We start from the raw sequence: 19,613 nt of genomic DNA, 5'->3' as shown, positions 1-19,613 counted from the left end.
ATTCGACGATTCGTGCTGCGCCCTTCGTGGTTCGCGGTTCGACCAGACCGCCGGCGACTCCTTCCGATGAGGTGACGTAAGTGAGCGAGGAAAAGCTCCGTTACTTTCTCAAGCAGGTAACGGCAAATCTGCACGAGACGCGCCAACGCCTGCAGGAAATCGAGTCGTCGGCGGTCGAGCCGATCGCGGTCGTCGGGATGGCCTGCCGGTACCCGGGCGGGGTGCGCAGCCCCGAGGAACTGTGGGAGCTGCTGGCCGCCGGCACGGACGCGATCGCCGGCTTCCCGCAGGACCGCGGCTGGGAGGCCACGGCCGACGGCGGCACCTCCTATGCGCGGGTGGGCGGATTCGTCTACGACGCCGCGGAGTTCGACGCGGGCTTCTTCGGGATCAGCCCGCGCGAGGCACTGGCAATGGACCCCCAGCAACGCCTCCTCCTGGAGGTCTCCTGGGAGGCCCTGGAGCGCGCGGACATCGACCCGGAGTCGCTGCGCGGGACCCGCACCGGCGTCTTCGCCGGCGCGACCCATTCGGGGTACGACGCTTTCTCGCGTCAGCAGAAGAGCGCGGAAGGACACCTGGTCGCCGGCAGTGCGATCAGTGTGCTGTCCGGCCGGGTGGCGTACACGCTGGGCCTGGAAGGCCCGGCGGTGACCGTGGACACCGCCTGCTCGTCCTCGCTGGTGGCGCTGCACCAGGCATGCCAGTCGCTGCGGGCCGGGGAGAGCACCATGGCCCTGGTCGGCGGGGTGATGGTGATGGCCACCCCCGACATGTTCCCGGAGTTCGCCAGGCAGCAGGGGATGGCCTCGGACGGCCGCTGCAAGGCGTTCTCGGCGCATGCCGACGGCACGGGGTGGGCCGAGGGTGTCGGTGTGCTGGTGGTCGAGCGGCTGTCCGACGCGCGGCGCAACGGGCACCAGGTCCTGGCGGTGGTGCGGGGTAGTGCCGTCAACCAGGACGGTGCGAGCAACGGCCTCACGGCGCCGAACGGTCCGTCCCAGCAGCGGGTGATCCGCGCCGCACTGGCCAACGCCCGACTGGCGGCCGCCGACGTGGACGCGGTGGAGGCGCACGGCACGGGCACCACACTGGGCGACCCGATCGAGGCCCAGGCACTGCTGGCCACCTACGGCCAGGAGCGTCCGGAGGGACGGCCGCTGTGGCTGGGCTCGGTGAAGTCCAACATCGGCCACACCCAGACGGCCGCGGGCGTGGCCGGGGTGATGAAGATGGTGTTGGCCCTCCAGCACGGTGAGTTGCCGCGGACGTTGCATGTGGAGGAGCCGTCGCCGCATGTGGACTGGTCGGCGGGTGCGGTTCAGCTGTTGAACGAGCCGGTGGCCTGGACGGCGGGTGAGCGTCCGCGGCGGGCGGGGGTGTCGGCGTTCGGCGCGAGCGGCACCAATGTCCATCTCATTGTTGAGGAAGCACCTGCGGAGAGGGAGGCGGGGGCGGAGACGGAGGCGCCCGTCGATGCCGACCAGTCGTCGGAGCCGGTGTTGTCGGGTGCCGGGGTGGTGCCGTGGCTGGTGTCCGGGCGTGACGCACAGGGGCTGGCGGCGCAGGCGGGTCGGCTGAGGGAATTCGCCCTCGCCCGTCCGGAGCTTGAACCAGCCGATGTTGCGTGGTCGTTGGCGGCGTCGCGGTCGGTGTTTGAGCATCGGGCTGTGGTGTTGGGTGCGGGGTGTGAGGAGTTTGGTGTGGGGTTGGGTGCGGTGGCGGTGGGGCGTTCGGCGGCTGGGGTTGTCAGTGGTGGGGTGGGTGTGGGTGGTTCGGTGCGGGTGGGGTTTGTGTTTGCGGGTCAGGGTGTGCAGCGGGTGGGGATGGGGCGTGAGTTGTATGAGGTGAGTGGGGTGTTTGCTCGGGTGTTTGATGAGGTGTGTGGGGTGTTGGAGGGGGAGTTGGGGTTGCCGGTGGGGGATGTGGTGTTGGGGCGTGTTGAGGGTGCGGAGGAGTTGGTGGTGCGGACGGTGTTTGCGCAGGCGGGGTTGTTTGCGGTGGAGGTGGGGTTGGTGGCGTTGTTGGGTGCGTGTGGGGTGGTGCCGGATGGGGTGGTGGGGCATTCGGTGGGGGAGTTTGCGGCGGCGTATGTGGCGGGGGTGTTGTCGTTGGAGGATGCGTGTCGGTTGGTGGCGGTGCGGGCGCGGTTGATGGAGGGGTTGGCGGAGGGTGGTGCGATGGCGGCGGTTGCGGTTGGTGAGGTGGAGATGCGTGAGTTTTTGGTGGGGGTTGTTGGGGTGGAGGTTGCGGCGGTGAATGGTCCGGAGTCGGTGGTGGTGTCGGGTGAGGTGGGTGCGGTGGAGCGGGTGGTGCGGGAGTGGGCTGAGCGGGGTCGGCGTGTGCGGCGGTTGAGTGTGAGTCATGCGTTTCATTCGGCGTTGGTGGAGCCGGTGTTGGGGGAGTTGGATCGTGCTGCGTCGGGGGTGGTTCATGGTGTGCCTGAGGTGTTGTGGGCGTGTGGGGTGACGGGTGAGCTGGTGGAGGAGCCGGGGTCGGGGTATTGGGCGGTGCAGGCGCGTGAGGCGGTGCGGTTCGCGGACGCGGTGGGGACGTTGGTGGAGCAGGGGGTATCGCTGTTCCTTGAGATCGGTCCGGATGGGACGTTGTCGGGGATGGGTTCGGCTGCCTTGGCTGACGAGGCGGACTCTGCGGTGTTTGTGCCGATGTTGCGCAAGGGTGTGCCGGCTGGGGAGTCGGTGCTGACGGCGTTGGCTCAGGCGCATGTGCGGGGGGCTGTGGTGGACTGGCCGGCGGTGTTGGGGCGGGGGCAGCGGGTGGAGCTGCCGACGTATGCGTTCCAACGCCAGCGGTACTGGCCCGAGGCTGCGGCGCAGGGTGTTTCGTCGGGTGCGTCTGGCGCTTCCGATGCGGCTGATACGGAGTTCTGGGCCGCTGTGGAGGGTGGTGACCTGGAAGAGCTGGCGGGCACGTTGGCGATTGATGGTGAGCGTCCGTTCAGTGAGGTGTTGCCGGCGTTGGCGTCGTGGCGGCGTCGTCAGCAGGATGATGCGGCGGTGGCGGACTGGCGTTATGGGATTACGTGGGCGCCGGTTTCGGAGCCCGTGACGTCGGTGTTGTCGGGGACGTGGCTGGTGGTGGCGCCGGCCGGGCAGGTGGATGCCGTCCTGGTGCAGGGTTGTGTGCAGGCCCTGACCGACCGGGGCGCCCAGGTGGTCATGGCTGAGGTTGCCGCGGACGAGGTGGACCGGGCCGCACTGGCAAAGCGGATCAGCGGCGTCCTGACCGGCGAGCACCCACAACTGGCCGGGGTCGTCTCGCTGTTGGCGTTGGATGACGAGGACGCGCTCGCGGAGTTCCCTGCGGTGAACCGCGGTGTGGCTGCGACGTTGGCCCTGGCCCAGGCGCTGGGTGATGTGGAGGTTGCCGCACCGCTATGGGTGCTGACCCAGGGCGCGGTGGCCACCGGCCCGGGCGAGGAGCTCGCCAGCCTGACCCAGGCGCAGATCTGGGGTCTGGGTCGGGTTGTGGGTCTTGAGCATCCCGAGCGGTGGGGCGGGCTGATCGACGTGCCCGCGACCTGGGACGACCGCACCGCAGCCCGGCTCTGCGCACTGCTTGCCGGTAGTACGGATGAGGACCAGGTCGCCCTGCGCGGTGCCGGAATCATGGGGCGTCGTCTGGTGCGCGCCCCGCGTCCGACGGGTGGCGGCGAGCAGTGGCAGCCGCGCGGCACGGTGCTGATCACCGGTGGCACGGGCGCACTCGGCGGGCACGTCGGCCGATGGCTGGCCGGACGTGGCGTCGAGCGTGTGGTCCTGACCAGCCGTTCCGGCCCGGCGGCCGCGGAGGTGGCGGCACTGGCCGCCGAACTGGCGGCGGCCGGCAGCCACATCGAGGTCGTGGCAGGCGACATCGCCCAGCGTGCCGAGACCGCGGGCCTGCTGAAACGTATCGCTGCGACCGGCCCGGCGCTGACCGGAGTGGTGCATGCGGCGGGGGTGGGACAGGCAACCCCGTTGATGGACACCACGGTGGCGGAGCAGGCGGCCGTGACGGCGGCCAAGTCGGCGGGCGCGGTATGGCTGGACGAGCTGACCGCAGACCTGGACCTGGACGCGTTCGTCCTCTTCTCCTCCATCGCCGCAACCTGGGGCAGCAGCCAGCAGCCCGGCTACGCGGCCGGCAACGCGTCCCTGGACGCACTGGCAGAACGGCGCCGGGCCCGTGGCCAGGCCGCAACCTCGGTGGCCTGGGGACTCTGGGGAGGCGAGGGCCTGGGTTCAGGCGGCGCCGGCTCACCCGCGATGCGGCATGGGCTGCGGGAGATGGCCCCGGCCCTGGCGGTTCAGGCACTTGCCCAGATCCTCGACGGCGGGGAAGCGGCCGTCACGGTCGCGGATGTGGACTGGGAGCGGTTCGCCCCCACCTTCACCCTCCGCCGCCCGAGCCCGCTGCTCGAGAACCTGCCGGAAGTGCGGCAGGCCCTGGCGGCCGGTACCGGCACAGACACCGTCACCGAAGCCGGTGACGGCGCGACGACCGCCAGCGGTGACACCGCGCTGGGACAGCGGCTCACGGGCTTGTCCCGACCCGAGCAGGACCGCATGCTGACCGACCTGGTCCGCACCGAGGCCGCCGTGGTGCTGGGCTTCCCCTCGTTCGCCCAGGTCGAACCGGGCCGCGCCTTCCGGGACCTGGGCTTCGACTCGCTCACCGCGATGGAGCTGCGCAACCGACTCAATGCGGCTACCGGGCAGCAACTGCCCGCCACCCTGGTCTTCGACTACCCCACTCCCAGCCTGCTCGCCGGATACCTGAGGACCCAGCTGCTGGGCGACGAGACGGGAAGCTCAACAGGCACCGGCACCGGCACAGGCACAGGCACCGGATCGAGTGCTCCGGGCACGGTCGACGATGAGCCGCTGGCGATCGTGGGCATGGGCTGCCGCTTCCCCGGCGGGGTGGACACCCCGGACCGGATGTGGGAGCTGCTGGCCACCGGTACGGACGCGATATCCGGCTTCCCGCAGGACCGCGGCTGGGAGACGGCGGACGACACCGGGGCGTCCTACGCCCGCGTCGGTGGGTTCGTCTACGACGCGGTGGAGTTCGACGCGGGCTTCTTCGGGATCAGTCCGCGGGAGGCGCTTGCGATGGATCCGCAGCAGCGGATGCTGCTGGAGGTGTCCTGGGAGGCTCTGGAGCGCGCCGGAGTCGATCCGTCGTCGCTGCGCGGTACGCAGACCGGAGTGTTCGTCGGCGCGTCGCCCTCCGGGTACGACGTGGGGCCGGGGCAGAAGGAGCAGCTGGCAGGGCATCTGCTGACCGGCAGCGCCATCAGCGTGTTGGCGGGGCGGGTGTCGTACACGCTCGGGCTGGAAGGCCCCTCGATGACGGTGGACACGGCGTGCTCGTCCTCGCTGGTCTCGCTGCATCTGGCCTGTCAGGCGCTGCGCGCCGGGGAGTGCTCGATGGCGCTGGCCGGCGGGGTGATGGTGATGGGCTCACCGGCGGCCTTCCTGGAGTTCGCCAGGCAGCAGGGGCTTGCCGCGGACGGGCGCTGCAAGGCGTTCTCGGCTGATGCGGACGGCACGGGGTGGGCCGAGGGTGTCGGTGTGCTGGTGGTCGAGCGGCTGTCCGACGCGCGGCGCAACGGTCACCAGGTCCTGGCGGTGGTGCGGGGCAGTGCGGTCAACCAGGACGGTGCGAGCAACGGCCTCACGGCGCCGAACGGTCCGTCCCAGCAGCGGGTGATCCGCGCCGCACTGGCCAACGCCCGGCTGGCGGCCGCGGACGTGGACGCGGTGGAGGCGCATGGAACGGGCACCAAGCTGGGTGACCCGATCGAGGCCCAGGCACTGCTGGCGACCTACGGCCAGGACCGGGACGCGGACCGGCCGCTGTGGCTCGGCTCGGTGAAGTCCAACATCGGCCACACCCAGCAGGCGGCCGGCGTGGCCGGAGTCATGAAGATGGTGCTGGCGCTCCAGCACGGCGAGCTGCCAAGGACGCTGCACGCTGACGAGCGGTCGCCGCATGTGGACTGGTCGGCGGGTGAGGTGCGGCTGCTGACCGAGGCCCGGCCGTGGCCCGCGAACGGGCGTCCGCGGCGGGCGGGTGTGTCGGCGTTCGGCGTGAGCGGCACCAATGTGCATGTGATCGTCGAGGAGGCGCCTGCGGTTGAGGAGGCGGCGGTCCCTGAGAGGCAGCTGCCTGTTCTTTCGGGTGCCGGTGCCTCGGCGTGGTTGGTGTCGGGTCGGTCGGCGGAGGGCCTGGCGGCGCAGGCTGGCCGGCTGCGGGAGTTCGCGTTGTCCCTTCCTGAGCTTGAACCGGCTGATGTGGCGTGGTCGTTGGCGACGACGCGGGCGATGTTCGAGCAGCGTGCCGTGGTGACGGGTGCGGACCGTGAGGGTCTGGCTGCCGGGCTGGCGGCGGTGGCCACCGGTCAGCCGGCTGCGGGTGTGGTGACGGGCGTCGCCGCGCCTGGCGGTGTGGGCCGAGTGGCGTTCGTCTTCCCTGGTCAGGGCAGTCAGTGGCTGGGGATGGGGCGTGAGCTGCGCGCTGTCTCGCCGGTGTTCGCGGCGCGACTGGAGGAGTGCGGGCAGGCTCTGGCTCCGTATGTGGACTGGTCGTTGGATGAGGTGTTGGACGGGGCGGAGGGTGCGCCGGAGCTGGTGGCGGCGGATGCGGTGCAGCCTGCGTTGTGGGCGGTGATGGTGTCGCTGGCCGCGGTCTGGCAGGCCACCGGAGTCACGCCGGATGCGGTGGTTGGTCACTCGCAGGGGGAGATCGCGGCGGCGTGTGTCGCCGGGATCCTGTCCTTGGAGGACGCGGCTCGGGTCGTAGCCCTGCGTTCCAAGGCGTTGAAGGCGCTTGCCGGCCGGGGCGGGATGCTCTCGGTCGCCGAGCCCGCCGACCGGGTACGGGAACGGCTTGCTCACTGGGATGAGCGGATCTCCATCGCGGCGGTCAACGGCCCGTCGGCGACCGTCGTTTCCGGCGAGCCGCAGGCCCTGGAGGAGCTGGCGGCTGCCTGTGAGGTCGACGGCGTCCGCGCCCGCCTCATCCCGGTGGACTACGCCTCCCACAGCGCCCAGGTCGATGCCCTGGAGCAGGAGATCCTGGCTGCGCTGGAGGGCATCACGCCGTCCGAGGCCCGTATCCCGATGATCTCGTCGATGAGTGGCGAGATACTGGCGGGCCCGGAGATGGATGCGGCGTACTGGTACGCCAGTCTGCGCGCCACGGTCGAGTTCGACCGGGCGATCCGCACGCTGGCCTCGTCCGGTCACCGTACCTTCATCGAGACCTCCCCCCATCCCGTCCTCACGGCCGCGATCACCGACACGCTTGAGGACGCTGGTGTGTCTGTATCCGCCTCGCTGATCACGGGCACTCTCCGGCGCGATGACGGTGGTGCGGAGCGTCTGCTGGCTTCCCTGGCCGAGGCGCACGTTCATGGCGCCCCCGTGGACTGGACGACCATCCTGGAGCCGCAGCCCGGCCGGAACCACCACCGGATCGACCTGCCCACCTACGCCTTCCAACGCCAGCGCTACTGGCCGGAGTCGGAGGAACGGGCCTGGTCCGCAACCGCCGGGGACGGGGAGACGGGCGCCGAGGCGGAGTTCTGGACCGCGGTCGAGGACGGCAATCTGCGGGAGATCGCCGAGACGCTGGTCGTCGACGAGCGGCAGCCGCTGAGCGAGCTGCTGCCTGCCCTGGCCTCATGGCGGCGTCGTCAGCAGGACGATGCGGCAGTCGCCGACTGGCGGTACCGCATCTCGTGGGTTCCGATCACCGACCCCCGCACGGCGGTGCTGTCCGGCACCTGGCTGCTCGTGGCGCCGTCCGGGCACGCGGACGCCGAGGCGGTGCAGGGCTGCGTACGAGCCCTGACCGATCGGGGAGCGACGGCCGTGCTCGTCGAGACCGCGCCGGGCGAGGTGGACCGCGCGGCGCTCGCCGAGCGGATCGCCGTTCGCCTGGCCGATGACGTCCAACTCAGCGGTGTGGTTTCCCTCTTGGCGCTGGACGAGGCACCGTTGCCGGAGGCCCCGTCGGTGAGCCAGGGGCTGGCGGGAACGTTGGGGCTCGTCCAGGCGCTGGGCGACGCGGGTGTCACCGCACCGCTGTGGACGGTGACGCAGGGCGCCGTGACGACCGGTGCCGCCGAGCCGCTGGGCAGCCCGGTCCAGGCACAGATCTGGGGTCTCGGCCGGGTCGCGGGCATCGAACACCCGGACCGCTGGGGCGGGTTGATCGATCTTCCGGCGACATGGGACGACCGCACCGCCACCCGGCTCTGCGCGCTGCTGGCCGATGCCGGTGCGGAGGACCAGCTCGCACTGCGGCCGGCCGGAGTCCTGGCCCGCCGGCTGGTGCGGGTGCCGGTCGCACCCCGCCGCACCGGCGACGGGCGCTGGGCGCCGTCCGGCACGGTGCTGGTCACCGGTGGTACCGGCGCGATCGGCGGGCGCATCGGCCGGTGGCTGGCCGGGCGCGGCGCCGAGCGCGTGGTGCTGACCAGCCGTTCCGGACCGGTGGCCGCGGGTGTTGCGGCGCTGGCCGCGGACCTGGCCGCGGCCGGCACCGACGTACGCATCGTCTCCTGCGACATCGCCCAACGTGCCGATGTGGAAGGGCTGTTGGACCACATCGCTGCCGAGGGCGGGACCCTGACCGGGGTGGTCCATGCGGCCGGCGTGGGGCAGGGCGGCCCGCTGGCGGACACCACCGTTGCGGAGCTGGCCACGGCAGTCGAGGCCAAGACCGCCGGCGCGCGCTGGCTGGACGAACTGACCACGGCCAAGGGCCTGCGGCTGGACGCGTTCGTGCTGTTCTCCTCGATCTCCGCGACCTGGGGCAGCCGGATGCAGCCGGGCTATGCGGCAGGCAACGCCTTCCTCGACGCGCTGGCCGAGAGCCGCCGCGCCCGCGGACTGGCCGCGACCTCGGTCGCCTGGGGCCTGTGGGGCGGCGGCGGAATGGGCGCCGGGGACACCGGTGAGCAACTGCAGCGCTACGGACTGCGGGTGATGGACCCCCGCCTGGCAATCCAGGCACTGGCACAGGCCGTCGACGGCGGCGAGACGACGGTGACCGTCGCCGCCGTCGACTGGGAGCGGTTCGTACCGACCTTCACCCTGCGTCGGCCCAGCCCGCTGATCACCTCCCTGCCCGAAGTGCGAACCGCACTCGCCGGTGCCGAGGCCCCGGCAGGCGAGACGGCCGCGCCGGAGTCGCGGAACGCCCTGGAGCAGCGGCTGACGGGCAGGTCCCGCGCGGATCAGGAACGTCTGCTGACCGACCTCGTACGTGCCGAGGCCGCCGCGGTCCTCGGCCATTCCTCCGCCAACGCGGTGGAACCCCAACGCGCCTTCCGCGAACTGGGCTTCGACTCCCTCACCGCGGTCGAACTCCGCAACCGGCTCAACACCGCCACCGGACTCCGACTGCCCGCCACCCTCGTCTTCGACTATCCGACCTCGATCGCCCTCGCCGAACACCTTCGCTCCGGGCTTCTGCAGGACGGAACGACCGGGACGGCATCGGCCCTTGCCGAGCTCGACCGGCTCGAATCCGCGCTCTCGGGCGTCCCGGACGACAGCGGTACGCGTACGGACATCACCCTGCGTCTGCAAGCCGTCCTGTCGAAATGGATGGCCAGTCAGGGAACTCAGGGCACTCAGGGAAACCAGGCCGACACCCACGGGCAGGCCGTTTCCGGTCGCCTCGAAACGGCGACCGCCGATGAAGTACTCAGCTTTATCGATAAAGAGCTGGGGCTGTCATGAGGCACATGAGGCATCGCTCACTTCTCCCACTTCTCCATCCGCTTGGTCCGCCCTGTTCGCGGTCCGCCAACTCGTCATCACATCGCCCCGTGTTCGGCATGAGGAGGGTCTCCCATGGCAGATGATCAGCAGCTTCTGAGCTACCTGAAGAAGGTGGCGGCTGATCTGTACGAGACCCGTGAGCGGCTGCGGCAGGTGGAGTCGGGCGAGCCGGAGCCGGTGGCGATCGTCGGCATGGGCTGTCGCTTCCCGGGCGGCGCGGACACCCCCGAGCGGCTGTGGGAATTGCTGGCGGCCGGCACGGACGCCATCGCCGGATTCCCGGAGGACCGCGGCTGGAACGTCTTCGAGGAGTCCTACGACGCACGCCTGGGCGGCACGGGAATTCCCTACGCACGACTGGGCGGATTTGTCTACGACGCGGCCGAGTTCGATGCCGGATTCTTCGGGATCAGCCCGCGTGAGGCATTGGCGATGGATCCGCAGCAGCGCGTACTGCTGGAGGTTTCCTGGGAGGCCCTGGAGCGCGCCGGTATCGACCCGGCGGGACTGCGCGGCTCCGCGACCGGGGTGTTCGTCGGCGCGTCGGCTTCCGGATACGGCGTCGGCACGCACCTGAAGGAGCAGCTGGACGCGCACCTGACCACAGGCACCGCGGTCAGCGTGCTGTCCGGCCGGGTGTCCTACACACTCGGCCTGGAGGGCCCGGCGGTGACGGTGGACACCGCCTGCTCGTCCTCGCTGGTCGCACTGCACCAGGCATGCCAGGCACTGCGCGCCGGAGAATGCACCATGGCGCTGGCCGGCGGAGTGGCCGTGCTGGGCGTCCCGGACGCGTTCATCGAATTCTCCCGGCAGGGCGGACTGGCCGCGGACGGCCGCTGCAAGGCGTTCTCGGCGGATGCGGACGGCATCGGCTGGGGCGAGGGCGCCGGCGTCGTCGTCCTGGAGCGTCTGTCGGACGCCCGTCGCAACGGACACCAGGTGCTCGCCGTCATCCCTGGCAGCGCCGTCAACCAGGACGGCGCCTCCAACGGCCTGTCCGCCCCGAACGGCCCGTCCCAGCAGCGGGTGATCCGCGCCGCACTGGCCAACGCCCGACTGACCGCGGACGATGTGGACGCGGTCGAGGCACACGGAACCGGCACCAAGCTGGGCGACCCCATCGAGGCTCAGGCACTGCTGGCGACGTACGGCCAGGACCGGGACGCGGAGCGCCCGCTGTGGCTCGGCTCGCTCAAGTCCAACATCGGCCACCCCCAGACGGCCGCGGGCGTCGCCGGCGTGATGAAGATGGTGTTGGCCCTGCAGAACGGTGAACTGCCGCGCACCCTGCACGCCGACGAACCGTCCCCGCATGTGGACTGGTCGGCGGGCGAGGTGCGGCTGCTGACCCAGGCACGGCCGTGGCCGGCGGGCGAGCGCCCGCGGCGGGCGGGCGTGTCGGCGTTCGGGATCAGCGGCACCAATGTGCACCTCATCGTCGAGGAGGCGCCTGCCGCCGCGGAAGCGGAGACTGCCGGCGAGAACGGCGCGGCGCCGGAGCCGGCGTCCCTGTCGGAGGCCGCGTCCGAGTCGGCGCCGGTGCCGGTGCTGTCGGGTGCGGCGGCGTCGGCCTGGCTGGTGTCGGGGCGGAGCGCTGAGGGCCTGGCGGCGCAGGCGGGCCGGCTGCGGGAGTTCGCACTGTCCCGGCCTGAGCTTGAACCGGCCGACGTGGCCTGGTCGTTGGCAACGGCACGGACCGCCTTCGAGCACCGGGCCGTGGTGCTGGGCGAGGACCGCGAGGCACTGGCGACGGGACTGGTCGCGGTGGCGACCGGTCAGCCGGCCGCCGGTGTGGTGTCCGGCCTGGCTTCGGCCGGCGGGGCCGGTCGCGCGGTGTTCGTGTTCCCTGGTCAGGGCAGTCAGTGGCTGGGGATGGGGCGTGAACTGCGCGCTTTCTCGCCGGTGTTCGCGGCGCGACTGGAGGAGTGTGGGCGTGCCCTGGCTCCGTATGTGGACTGGTCGTTGGATGACGTTCTGGCGGGGGTGGAGGGTGCGCCGGAGCTGGTGGCGGCGGATGTGGTGCAGCCTGCGTTGTGGGCGGTGATGGTGTCGCTGGCCGCTGTCTGGCAGGCGGCTGGTGTCGTGCCGGATGCGGTGGTCGGTCACTCGCAGGGTGAGATCGCCGCCGCCTGCGTCGCCGGGATCCTGTCCCTGGAGGACGCCGCTCGTGTGGTGGCGCTGCGTTCCAAGGCGTTGAAGGCGCTGGCGGGTCGTGGCGGGATGCTGTCGGTGGCCGAGCCCGCCGACCGGGTGCGGGTCCGGCTTGCTCCCTGGGGTGAGCGGATCTCGATCGCGGCGGTCAACGGCCCGGCGGCGACCGTCGTTTCCGGCGAACCGCAGGCCCTGGAGGAGCTGGCGGCTGCCTGTGAGGTCGACGGCGTCCGTGCCCGCCTCATCCCGGTGGATTACGCCTCGCACAGTGCCCAGGTCGATGCCCTGGAGCAGGAGATCCTGGCCGCGCTGAACGGCATCGCGCCGTCCGAGGCCCGGATCCCGATGATCTCGTCGATGAGCGGCGAGATGTTGTCCGGCCCCGAGATGGGCCCGGGCTACTGGTACGCCAGTCTGCGCGCCACAGTCGAGTTCGACCGTGCCGTCCGGCTCCTGGTCGAGGACGGCCGGCGTTCCTTCATCGAGGTGTCGCCGCACCCGGTGCTGACCGCCGCGATCACCGACACCGTTGAGGACGCCACGCGGAACGCCGGCCAGGACGAGGCCGCAGCGGCGCCCTCCACCGTGATCGGCACCCTGCGGCGCGACGACGGCGGTGCGGACCGGCTGCTGTCCTCGTTGGCCGAAGCCCATGTGCACGGCATCGACGTGGACTGGGCGGCCGTGCTGACACGCGGTCAGCGGATCGACCTGCCGACGTATGCCTTCCAGCGCCAGCGCTTCTGGGCGGAGGCGGCGGAGCGGGAGGCCGCTGCTGGGGAGTCGGGTGCCGAGGCCGAGTTCTGGGATGCGGTCGAGTCCGGCGATCTGCGGGAGCTGGCGCAGACGCTGGCGGTGGACGACGAGCGACTGGGCGAGGTGCTGCCGGCGCTGGCGTCGTGGCGCCGCCGTCGGCAGGACGACTCGACGGTGGCGGACTGGCGCTACCGCATCTCCTGGGCCCCGGTCACCACTCCGGGATCGGTGGCACTCTCGGGGACGTGGCTGCTCGTCGCCCCGGCCGGGCAGGGGGACGCCGAGCTGGTGCAGGGGTGTGTGCGGGCGCTGGCCGACCGTGGTGCCGAGGTGGTCGTTGCCGAGGTTGGTGCGGATGAGGTGGAGCGTGCGGCGCTGGCAGCCCGTATCACCACGTTGCTGACCGAGGGTGCGCAGGTGGCGGGTGTGGTGTCGCTGCTGGCGCTGGATGAGGCGCCGCTGGCGGAGTCCTCGCTGGTGAGTCGGGGTCTGGTGGGGACGTTGGCGCTGGTGCAGGCGTTGGGTGAGGTGGCTGTTGCGGCTCCGTTGTGGGTGGTGACGCGGGGTGCGGTGGTGACTGGCCCGGGTGAGGTGTTGGCCAGTTCGGTTCAGGCGCAGGTGTGGGGTCTGGGTCGGGTGGTTGGTCTTGAGCACCCGGATCGTTGGGGTGGGTTGGTCGATCTGCCGTCGGTGTGGGATGAGCGGGTGGCCGGCCGTTTGTGTGCTGTGGTGGCTGATGGTGCGGAGGACCAGGTGGCGCTGCGTCCGGCCGGCGTGATGGCCCGCCGACTGGTCCGCGCCCTTCCTCGCCGGGGGCGGCGCGATGACTGGGCGCCGCGTGGCACGGTGCTGGTCACCGGTGGTACGGGCTCGGTCGGTCGGTGCGTCGCCTCGTGGGTGGCTGAGCAGGGTGCCGAGCGGGTGGTGCTGACCAGCCGTTCAGGCCCGGCCGCGGCGGGTGTCGGGTCCCTGGCCGCGCGACTGGCGGCCGCCGGTGCCACCGTGGAGGTGGTGGCATGTGACATCGCCCAACGCGCCGAAGTGGCCGCTTTGTTGGACCACATCGCCGCTGACGGTGCGCCACTGCGCGCCGTACTGCACACGGCGAACGCCACCGACCTGGCTCGCTTGGAAAACACCGACGTGGCGGGATTGGAACTGGCCCTGGGTGCGAAGGGTGCCGGTGCGGTCTGGCTGGACGAGTTGACGACTGGCCTGGATCTGGATGCGTTTGTGTTGTTCTCGTCGATTGCGGCGACGTGGGGCAGTAATGAGCATGGTGCGTATGCGGCGGGTAATGCCTTCCTGGATGCCTTGGCGGAGGTTCGTCGTGGGCGTGGGTTGGTGGCGTCGTCGGTTGCGTGGGGTGTGTGGGATACGCGTGACTGGGATGCGGTGAATGCGGTGGTGGAGCACGGGCCGGGGAGTGTGACGCCGGCGCGGTTGTTGCGTCAGGGGATGAATTTCCTTGATCCGGCGCGGGCGTTGGCTGTGTTGGGTCAGGTTGTTGCGGATGGTGAGTCGTTCCTGGCGGTGGCGGATGTGGATTGGGGGCGGTTTGCTCCGGTGTTCGGTGCGGCTCGTCCGCGGCCGTTGCTGGAGCGGATTGCTGAGGCTCACCCGGAGCGGGCGGCGGTGTCCGTTACGGGGGCGGCGGAGGAGGCTGGAGCCGCTGGTGAGCTGGCACAGCGACTCTCGTCGCTTACGTCGGCCGAGCGTGAGCGGCTGGTGACCGAGCTGGTGCGGACCCATGCGGCGGCGGTGTTGGGGCATGGTTCGGTGGCGGAGGTGCCGGCCGGTCGGGCGTTTCGCGACATGGGTTTCGATTCCTTGACCGCGGTGGAGTTGCGCGGGCGTCTGAATGCGGCGACGGGTTTGCAGCTGCCGTCCACGGTGGTGTTCGACTACCCGTCTCCGGCCGCGTTGGCCCGGCAGATCGTCGGGGAAGTGCTGGGTGACGTGGCAGCCGGGGCGGAGACAGTGCCTGCGGTGCCGGTGCCGGCGCAGGTGGTCGACCCGGCCGAGCCCATTGCGATCGTCGGTATGGGCTGCCGCTTCCCGGGCGGGGTGGACAGCCCGGACCGGCTGTGGGAACTGCTCGTGAGTGGCGGTGACGCGATTTCCGGCTTCCCGACGGACAGGGGCTGGGACGTGGACGGCCTGTTCGACCCGGACCCGGACAACCCCGGCACGTCCTACGTCCAGGAGGGCGGCTTCCTGCGTGGTGCAGCCGAGTTCGATCCGCGGTTCTTCGGGATCAGCCCGCGTGAGGCACTCGCCATGGATCCCCAGCAGCGGCTGCTGCTGGAGGTCTCCTGGGAGGCGGTGGAGCGCGCCGGCATCGACCCGGAAACCCTGCGCGGCTCGCTGACCGGCGTCTTTGCCGGCGCCGCGACCTCCGGTTACGGACAGAACGGCGCCGGCCTGGAGGACTCGGAAACGCATATGGCCACCGCGAATGTGGCCAGTGTGATCTCCGGCCGGGTGTCGTACACCCTGGGGCTGGAGGGCCCGGCGGTGACGGTGGACACGGCGTGTTCGTCGTCGCTGGTGGCGCTGCATCTGGCGTGCCAGTCGCTGCGGGCCGGGGAGTGCTCGATGGCGCTGGCCGGTGGCGTGACGGTCATCGCCGAACCGACCGAGTTCGTGGGCTTCTCCCGCCAGCGGGCGCTGGCGGCGGACGGCCGCTGCAAGGCGTTCGCCGCCACGGCCGACGGCATGGGCCTGGCCGAGGGTGCCGGTGTGGTGCTGGTGGAGCGCCTGTCGGACGCGCGGCGCAACGGGCACCAGGTGCTGGCCGTCGTGCGGGGCAGCGCGATGAACCAGGACGGTGCGAGCAACGGCCTCACGGCGCCGAACGGTCCGTCCCAGCAGCGGGTGATCCGCGCCGCACTGGCCAACGCCCGGCTGGCGGCCGCCGACGTGGACGCGGTGGAAGCGCATGGAACGGGCACCAAGCTGGGTGACCCGATCGAGGCCCAGGCACTGCTGGCGACGTATGGCCAGGACCGGGATGCGAATCGTCCGGTACTGCTCGGCTCGGTGAAGTCGAACATCGGTCACACCCAGACGGCGGCTGGTATCGCCGGGGTGATGAAGATGGTGTTGGCGCTTCGGCATGGTGTGTTGCCGCGGACGTTGCATGTGGAGGAGCCGTCGCCGCATGTGGACTGGTCGGCGGGTGCGGTGCGGTTGTTGGACGAGCCGGTGGCTTGGGCGGCGGGTGAGCGTCCGCGGCGGGCGGGTGTGTCGGCGTTCGGGATCAGCGGCACCAACGCACATGTGATCGTCGAGGAGGCCCCCGCTACGGCGGTCGCCGCCGCCGAGGGAGAGCTGGCGCCCGTCGATGCCGACCAGTCGTCGGAGCCGGTGTTGTCGGGTGCGGGGGTGGTGCCGTGGCTGGTGTCGGGTCGCTCGGCCGAGGGGTTGGCGGCGCAGGCGGGTCGGCTGAGGGAATTCGCCCTCGCCCGTCCGGAGCTTGAACCGGTGGATGTTGCTTGGTCGTTGGCGGCGTCGCGGTCGGTGTTTGAGCATCGGGCTGTGGTGTTGGGTGCGGGGTGTGAGGAGTTTGGTGTGGGGTTGGGTGCGGTGGCGGTGGGGCGTTCGGCGGCTGGGGTTGTCAGTGGTGGGGTGGGTGTGGGTGGTTCGGTGCGGGTGGGGTTTGTGTTTGCGGGTCAGGGTGTGCAGCGGGTGGGGATGGGGCGTGAGTTGTATGAGGTGAGTGGGGTGTTTGCTCGGGTGTTTGATGAGGTGTGTGGGGTGTTGGAGGGGGAGTTGGGGTTGCCGGTGGGGGATGTGGTGTTGGGGCGTGTTGAGGGTGCGGAGGAGTTGGTGGTGCGGACGGTGTTTGCGCAGGCGGGGTTGTTTGCGGTGGAGGTGGGGTTGGTGGCGTTGTTGGGTGCGTGTGGGGTGGTGCCGGATGGGGTGGTGGGGCATTCGGTGGGGGAGTTTGCGGCGGCGTATGTGGCGGGGGTGTTGTCGTTGGAGGATGCGTGTCGGTTGGTGGCGGTGCGGGCGCGGTTGATGGAGGGGTTGGCGGAGGGTGGTGCGATGGCGGCGGTTGCGGTTGGTGAGGTGGAGATGCGTGAGTTTTTGGTGGGGGTTGTTGGGGTGGAGGTTGCGGCGGTGAATGGTCCGGAGTCGGTGGTGGTGTCGGGTGAGGTGGGTGCGGTGGAGCGGGTGGTGCGGGAGTGGGCTGAGCGGGGTCGGCGTGTGCGGCGGTTGAGGGTGAGTCATGCGTTTCATTCGGCGTTGGTGGAGCCGGTGTTGGGGGAGTTGGATCGTGCTGCGTCGGGGGTGGTTCATGGTGTGCCTGAGGTGTTGTGGGCGTGTGGGGTGACGGGTGAGCTGGTGGAGGAGCCGGGGTCGGGGTATTGGGCGGTGCAGGCGCGTGAGGCGGTGCGGTTCGCGGACGCGGTGGGGACGTTGGTGGAGCAGGGGGTATCGCTGTTCCTTGAGATCGGTCCGGATGGGACGTTGTCCGGGATGGGTTCGGCTGCCTTGGCTGACGAGGCGGACTCTGCGGTGTTTGTGCCGATGTTGCGCAAGGGTGTGCCGGCTGGGGAGTCGGTGCTGACGGCGTTGGCTCAGGCGCATGTGCGGGGGGCTGTGGTCGACTGGCCGGCGGTGTTGGGGCGGGGGCAGCGGGTGGAGCTGCCGACGTATGCGTTCCAACGCCAGCGGTACTGGCCTGAGTTGGCGGCGCAGTCGGTCGTCCCGGCGGCGAAGGACGTGGTCGGCAGTGAGGCCGATGCGGAGTTCTGGGCCGCTGTGGAGGGCGGTGACCTGCAAGAGCTGGCGGGCACGTTGGCGATTGATGGTGAGCGTCCGTTCAGTGAGGTGTTGCCGGCGTTGGCGTCGTGGCGGCGTCGTCAGCAGGATGATGCGGTGGTGGCGGACTGGCGCTACGGCATTACGTGGGCACCGGTTGCCGAGCCTGTTTCGGGGGTGTTGTCGGGGACGTGGCTGGTGGTGGCGCCGGCCGGGCAGGTGGATGCGGTCCTGGTGCAGGGTTGTGTGCAGGCCCTGACCGACCGGGGCGCCCAGGTGGTCATGGCTGAGGTTGCCGCGGACGAGGTGGACCGGGCCGCACTGGCAAAGCGGATCAGCGGCGTCCTGACCGGCGAGCACCCACAACTGGCCGGGGTCGTCTCGCTGTTGGCGTTGGATGACGAGGACGCGCTCGCGGAGTTCCCTGCGGTGAACCGCGGTGTGGCTGCGACGTTGGGCCTGGCCCAGGCGCTGGGTGATGTGGAGGTTGCCGCACCGCTATGGGTGCTGACCCAGGGCGCGGTGGCCACCGGCCCCGGTGAGGAGCCTGCCAGCCTGACCCAGGCACAGATCTGGGGTCTGGGCCGGGTCGTTGGCCTTGAGCATCCCGAGCGCTGGGGCGGGCTGATCGACGTGCCCGAGAACTGGGACGACCGCACCGCAGCCCGGCTCTGCGCACTGCTTGCCGGTGGTACGGACGAGGACCAGGTCGCCCTGCGTGGCTCTGGGATCGTGGCGCGTCGTCTGGTACGCGCCCCGCGTCCGACGGGTGGCGGCGAGCAGTGGCAGCCGCGCGGCACGGTGCTGATCACCGGTGGCACGGGCGCGATCGGTGGGAACACGGCGCGCTGGCTGGCCGGTCGTGGGGCTCCGCGGCTGGTGTTGACCAGTCGTTCCGGGTCGGCTGTGGCGGGCGTGGCGGAGTTGGTCGCCGAACTGGCAGCCACCGGCAGCCACGTAGAGGTCATCGCCTGCGACAGCGCCCAACGTGCCGAAGTATCCGGCCTGTTGGACCACATTGCCGCGACCGGTCCGGCGCTGACGGGAGTGGTCCACGCGGCAGGCGTGGGGCAGACCACTCCGCTGATGGACACCACGGTGGAAGAGCAGGCCGCAGTGGTGGAGGCCAAGACGGCCGGCGCGAAGTGGCTGGACGAGCTGACCACGGCCAAGGGCGTGGACCTGGAGGCGTTCGTGCTGTTCTCGTCGATCGCGGCGACCTGGGGCAGCGGTCTGCAGCCGGGCTATGCGGCGGCCAACGCGTTCCTCGACGCGCTGGCGGAGCGCCGCCGGGCCCGCGGACTGGCCGCGACCTCGGTTGCCTGGGGAGTGTGGGGCGGCGCCGGTATGGGCGCCGGCGAGGCCGGAACGCATCTGCAACGGCACGGCTTGCGCTCCATGGACCCCGGCCTGGGCATTCAGGCACTGGCACAGGCGGTTGACGGTGGCGATGTGATGGTCGCGGTCGCGGATGTGGACTGGGAGCGGTTCGCCCCCACCTTCACCCTCCGCCGCCCGAGCCCGCTGATCGAGAACCTGCCGGAAGTGCGGCAGGCCCTGGCGGCCGGTACGGACAGCGGCAGCGCGGCCGCGCCGGCGCAAGGCGCGTTGGAGCAGCGGCTGGCCGGCCTGTCCCGGCCGGAGCAGGACCGGCTGTTGACCGATCTGGTCCGGACGGAGGCGGCCGCGGTGCTGGGCTATTCCGGCATTGACGCGGTCGAGCCGGAGCGGGCGTTCAAGGAGTTGGGCTTCGACTCGCTGACCGCGGTCGAACTCCGCAACCGGCTCAATGCCGCAACCGGACGCCAACTCCCCGCCACGCTCATATTCGACTACCCCAACCCAACGGTGTTGGCGGATCTCCTGCGCACAGAAATGAACCAGGACGAGGCAGTGGCGTCGGTTTCCATCTTCGCCGAACTCGACCAGCTCGAACATAATCTGTCGAGCATGGCCTCGGACTCTGATATACGTGAAGATGTCACCAAGCGCCTGCGCGGCATCCTGTCACATTGGACCGAAATCCAGGACGCTGCGGAACCGGAAGGTTCCGACATCGAGTTCCACTCGGCTACGCCCAATGAAGTGTTCAACTTCCTTGACAAAGAGCTTGGGCTGTCTTGATTAACC

General features: G+C 70.7%; 1 protein-coding gene and 1 pseudogene. Both read left to right on the top strand.

Annotated features, from left to right (window positions below; genetic code table 11):
• Positions 1–89 precede the first annotated feature (89 nt).
• A pseudogene (locus ACRAS8_RS09435) lies at positions 90–9,761 on the top strand (type I polyketide synthase); the annotation flags it as partial.
• A gap of 114 nt (positions 9,762–9,875) precedes the next feature.
• On the top strand, positions 9,876–19,607 hold the full coding sequence (locus ACRAS8_RS09430) for a type I polyketide synthase (protein ID WP_438485492.1): 9,732 nt from the start codon (positions 9,876–9,878) through the stop codon (positions 19,605–19,607).
• Positions 19,608–19,613 lie beyond the last annotated feature (6 nt).

The sequence above is a fragment of the Streptomyces sp. S186 genome, assembly GCF_051603415.1.
In the GTDB taxonomy this organism is placed as follows: domain Bacteria; phylum Actinomycetota; class Actinomycetes; order Streptomycetales; family Streptomycetaceae; genus Streptomyces.
This window is presented reverse-complemented; position numbering and strand designations above follow the sequence as displayed.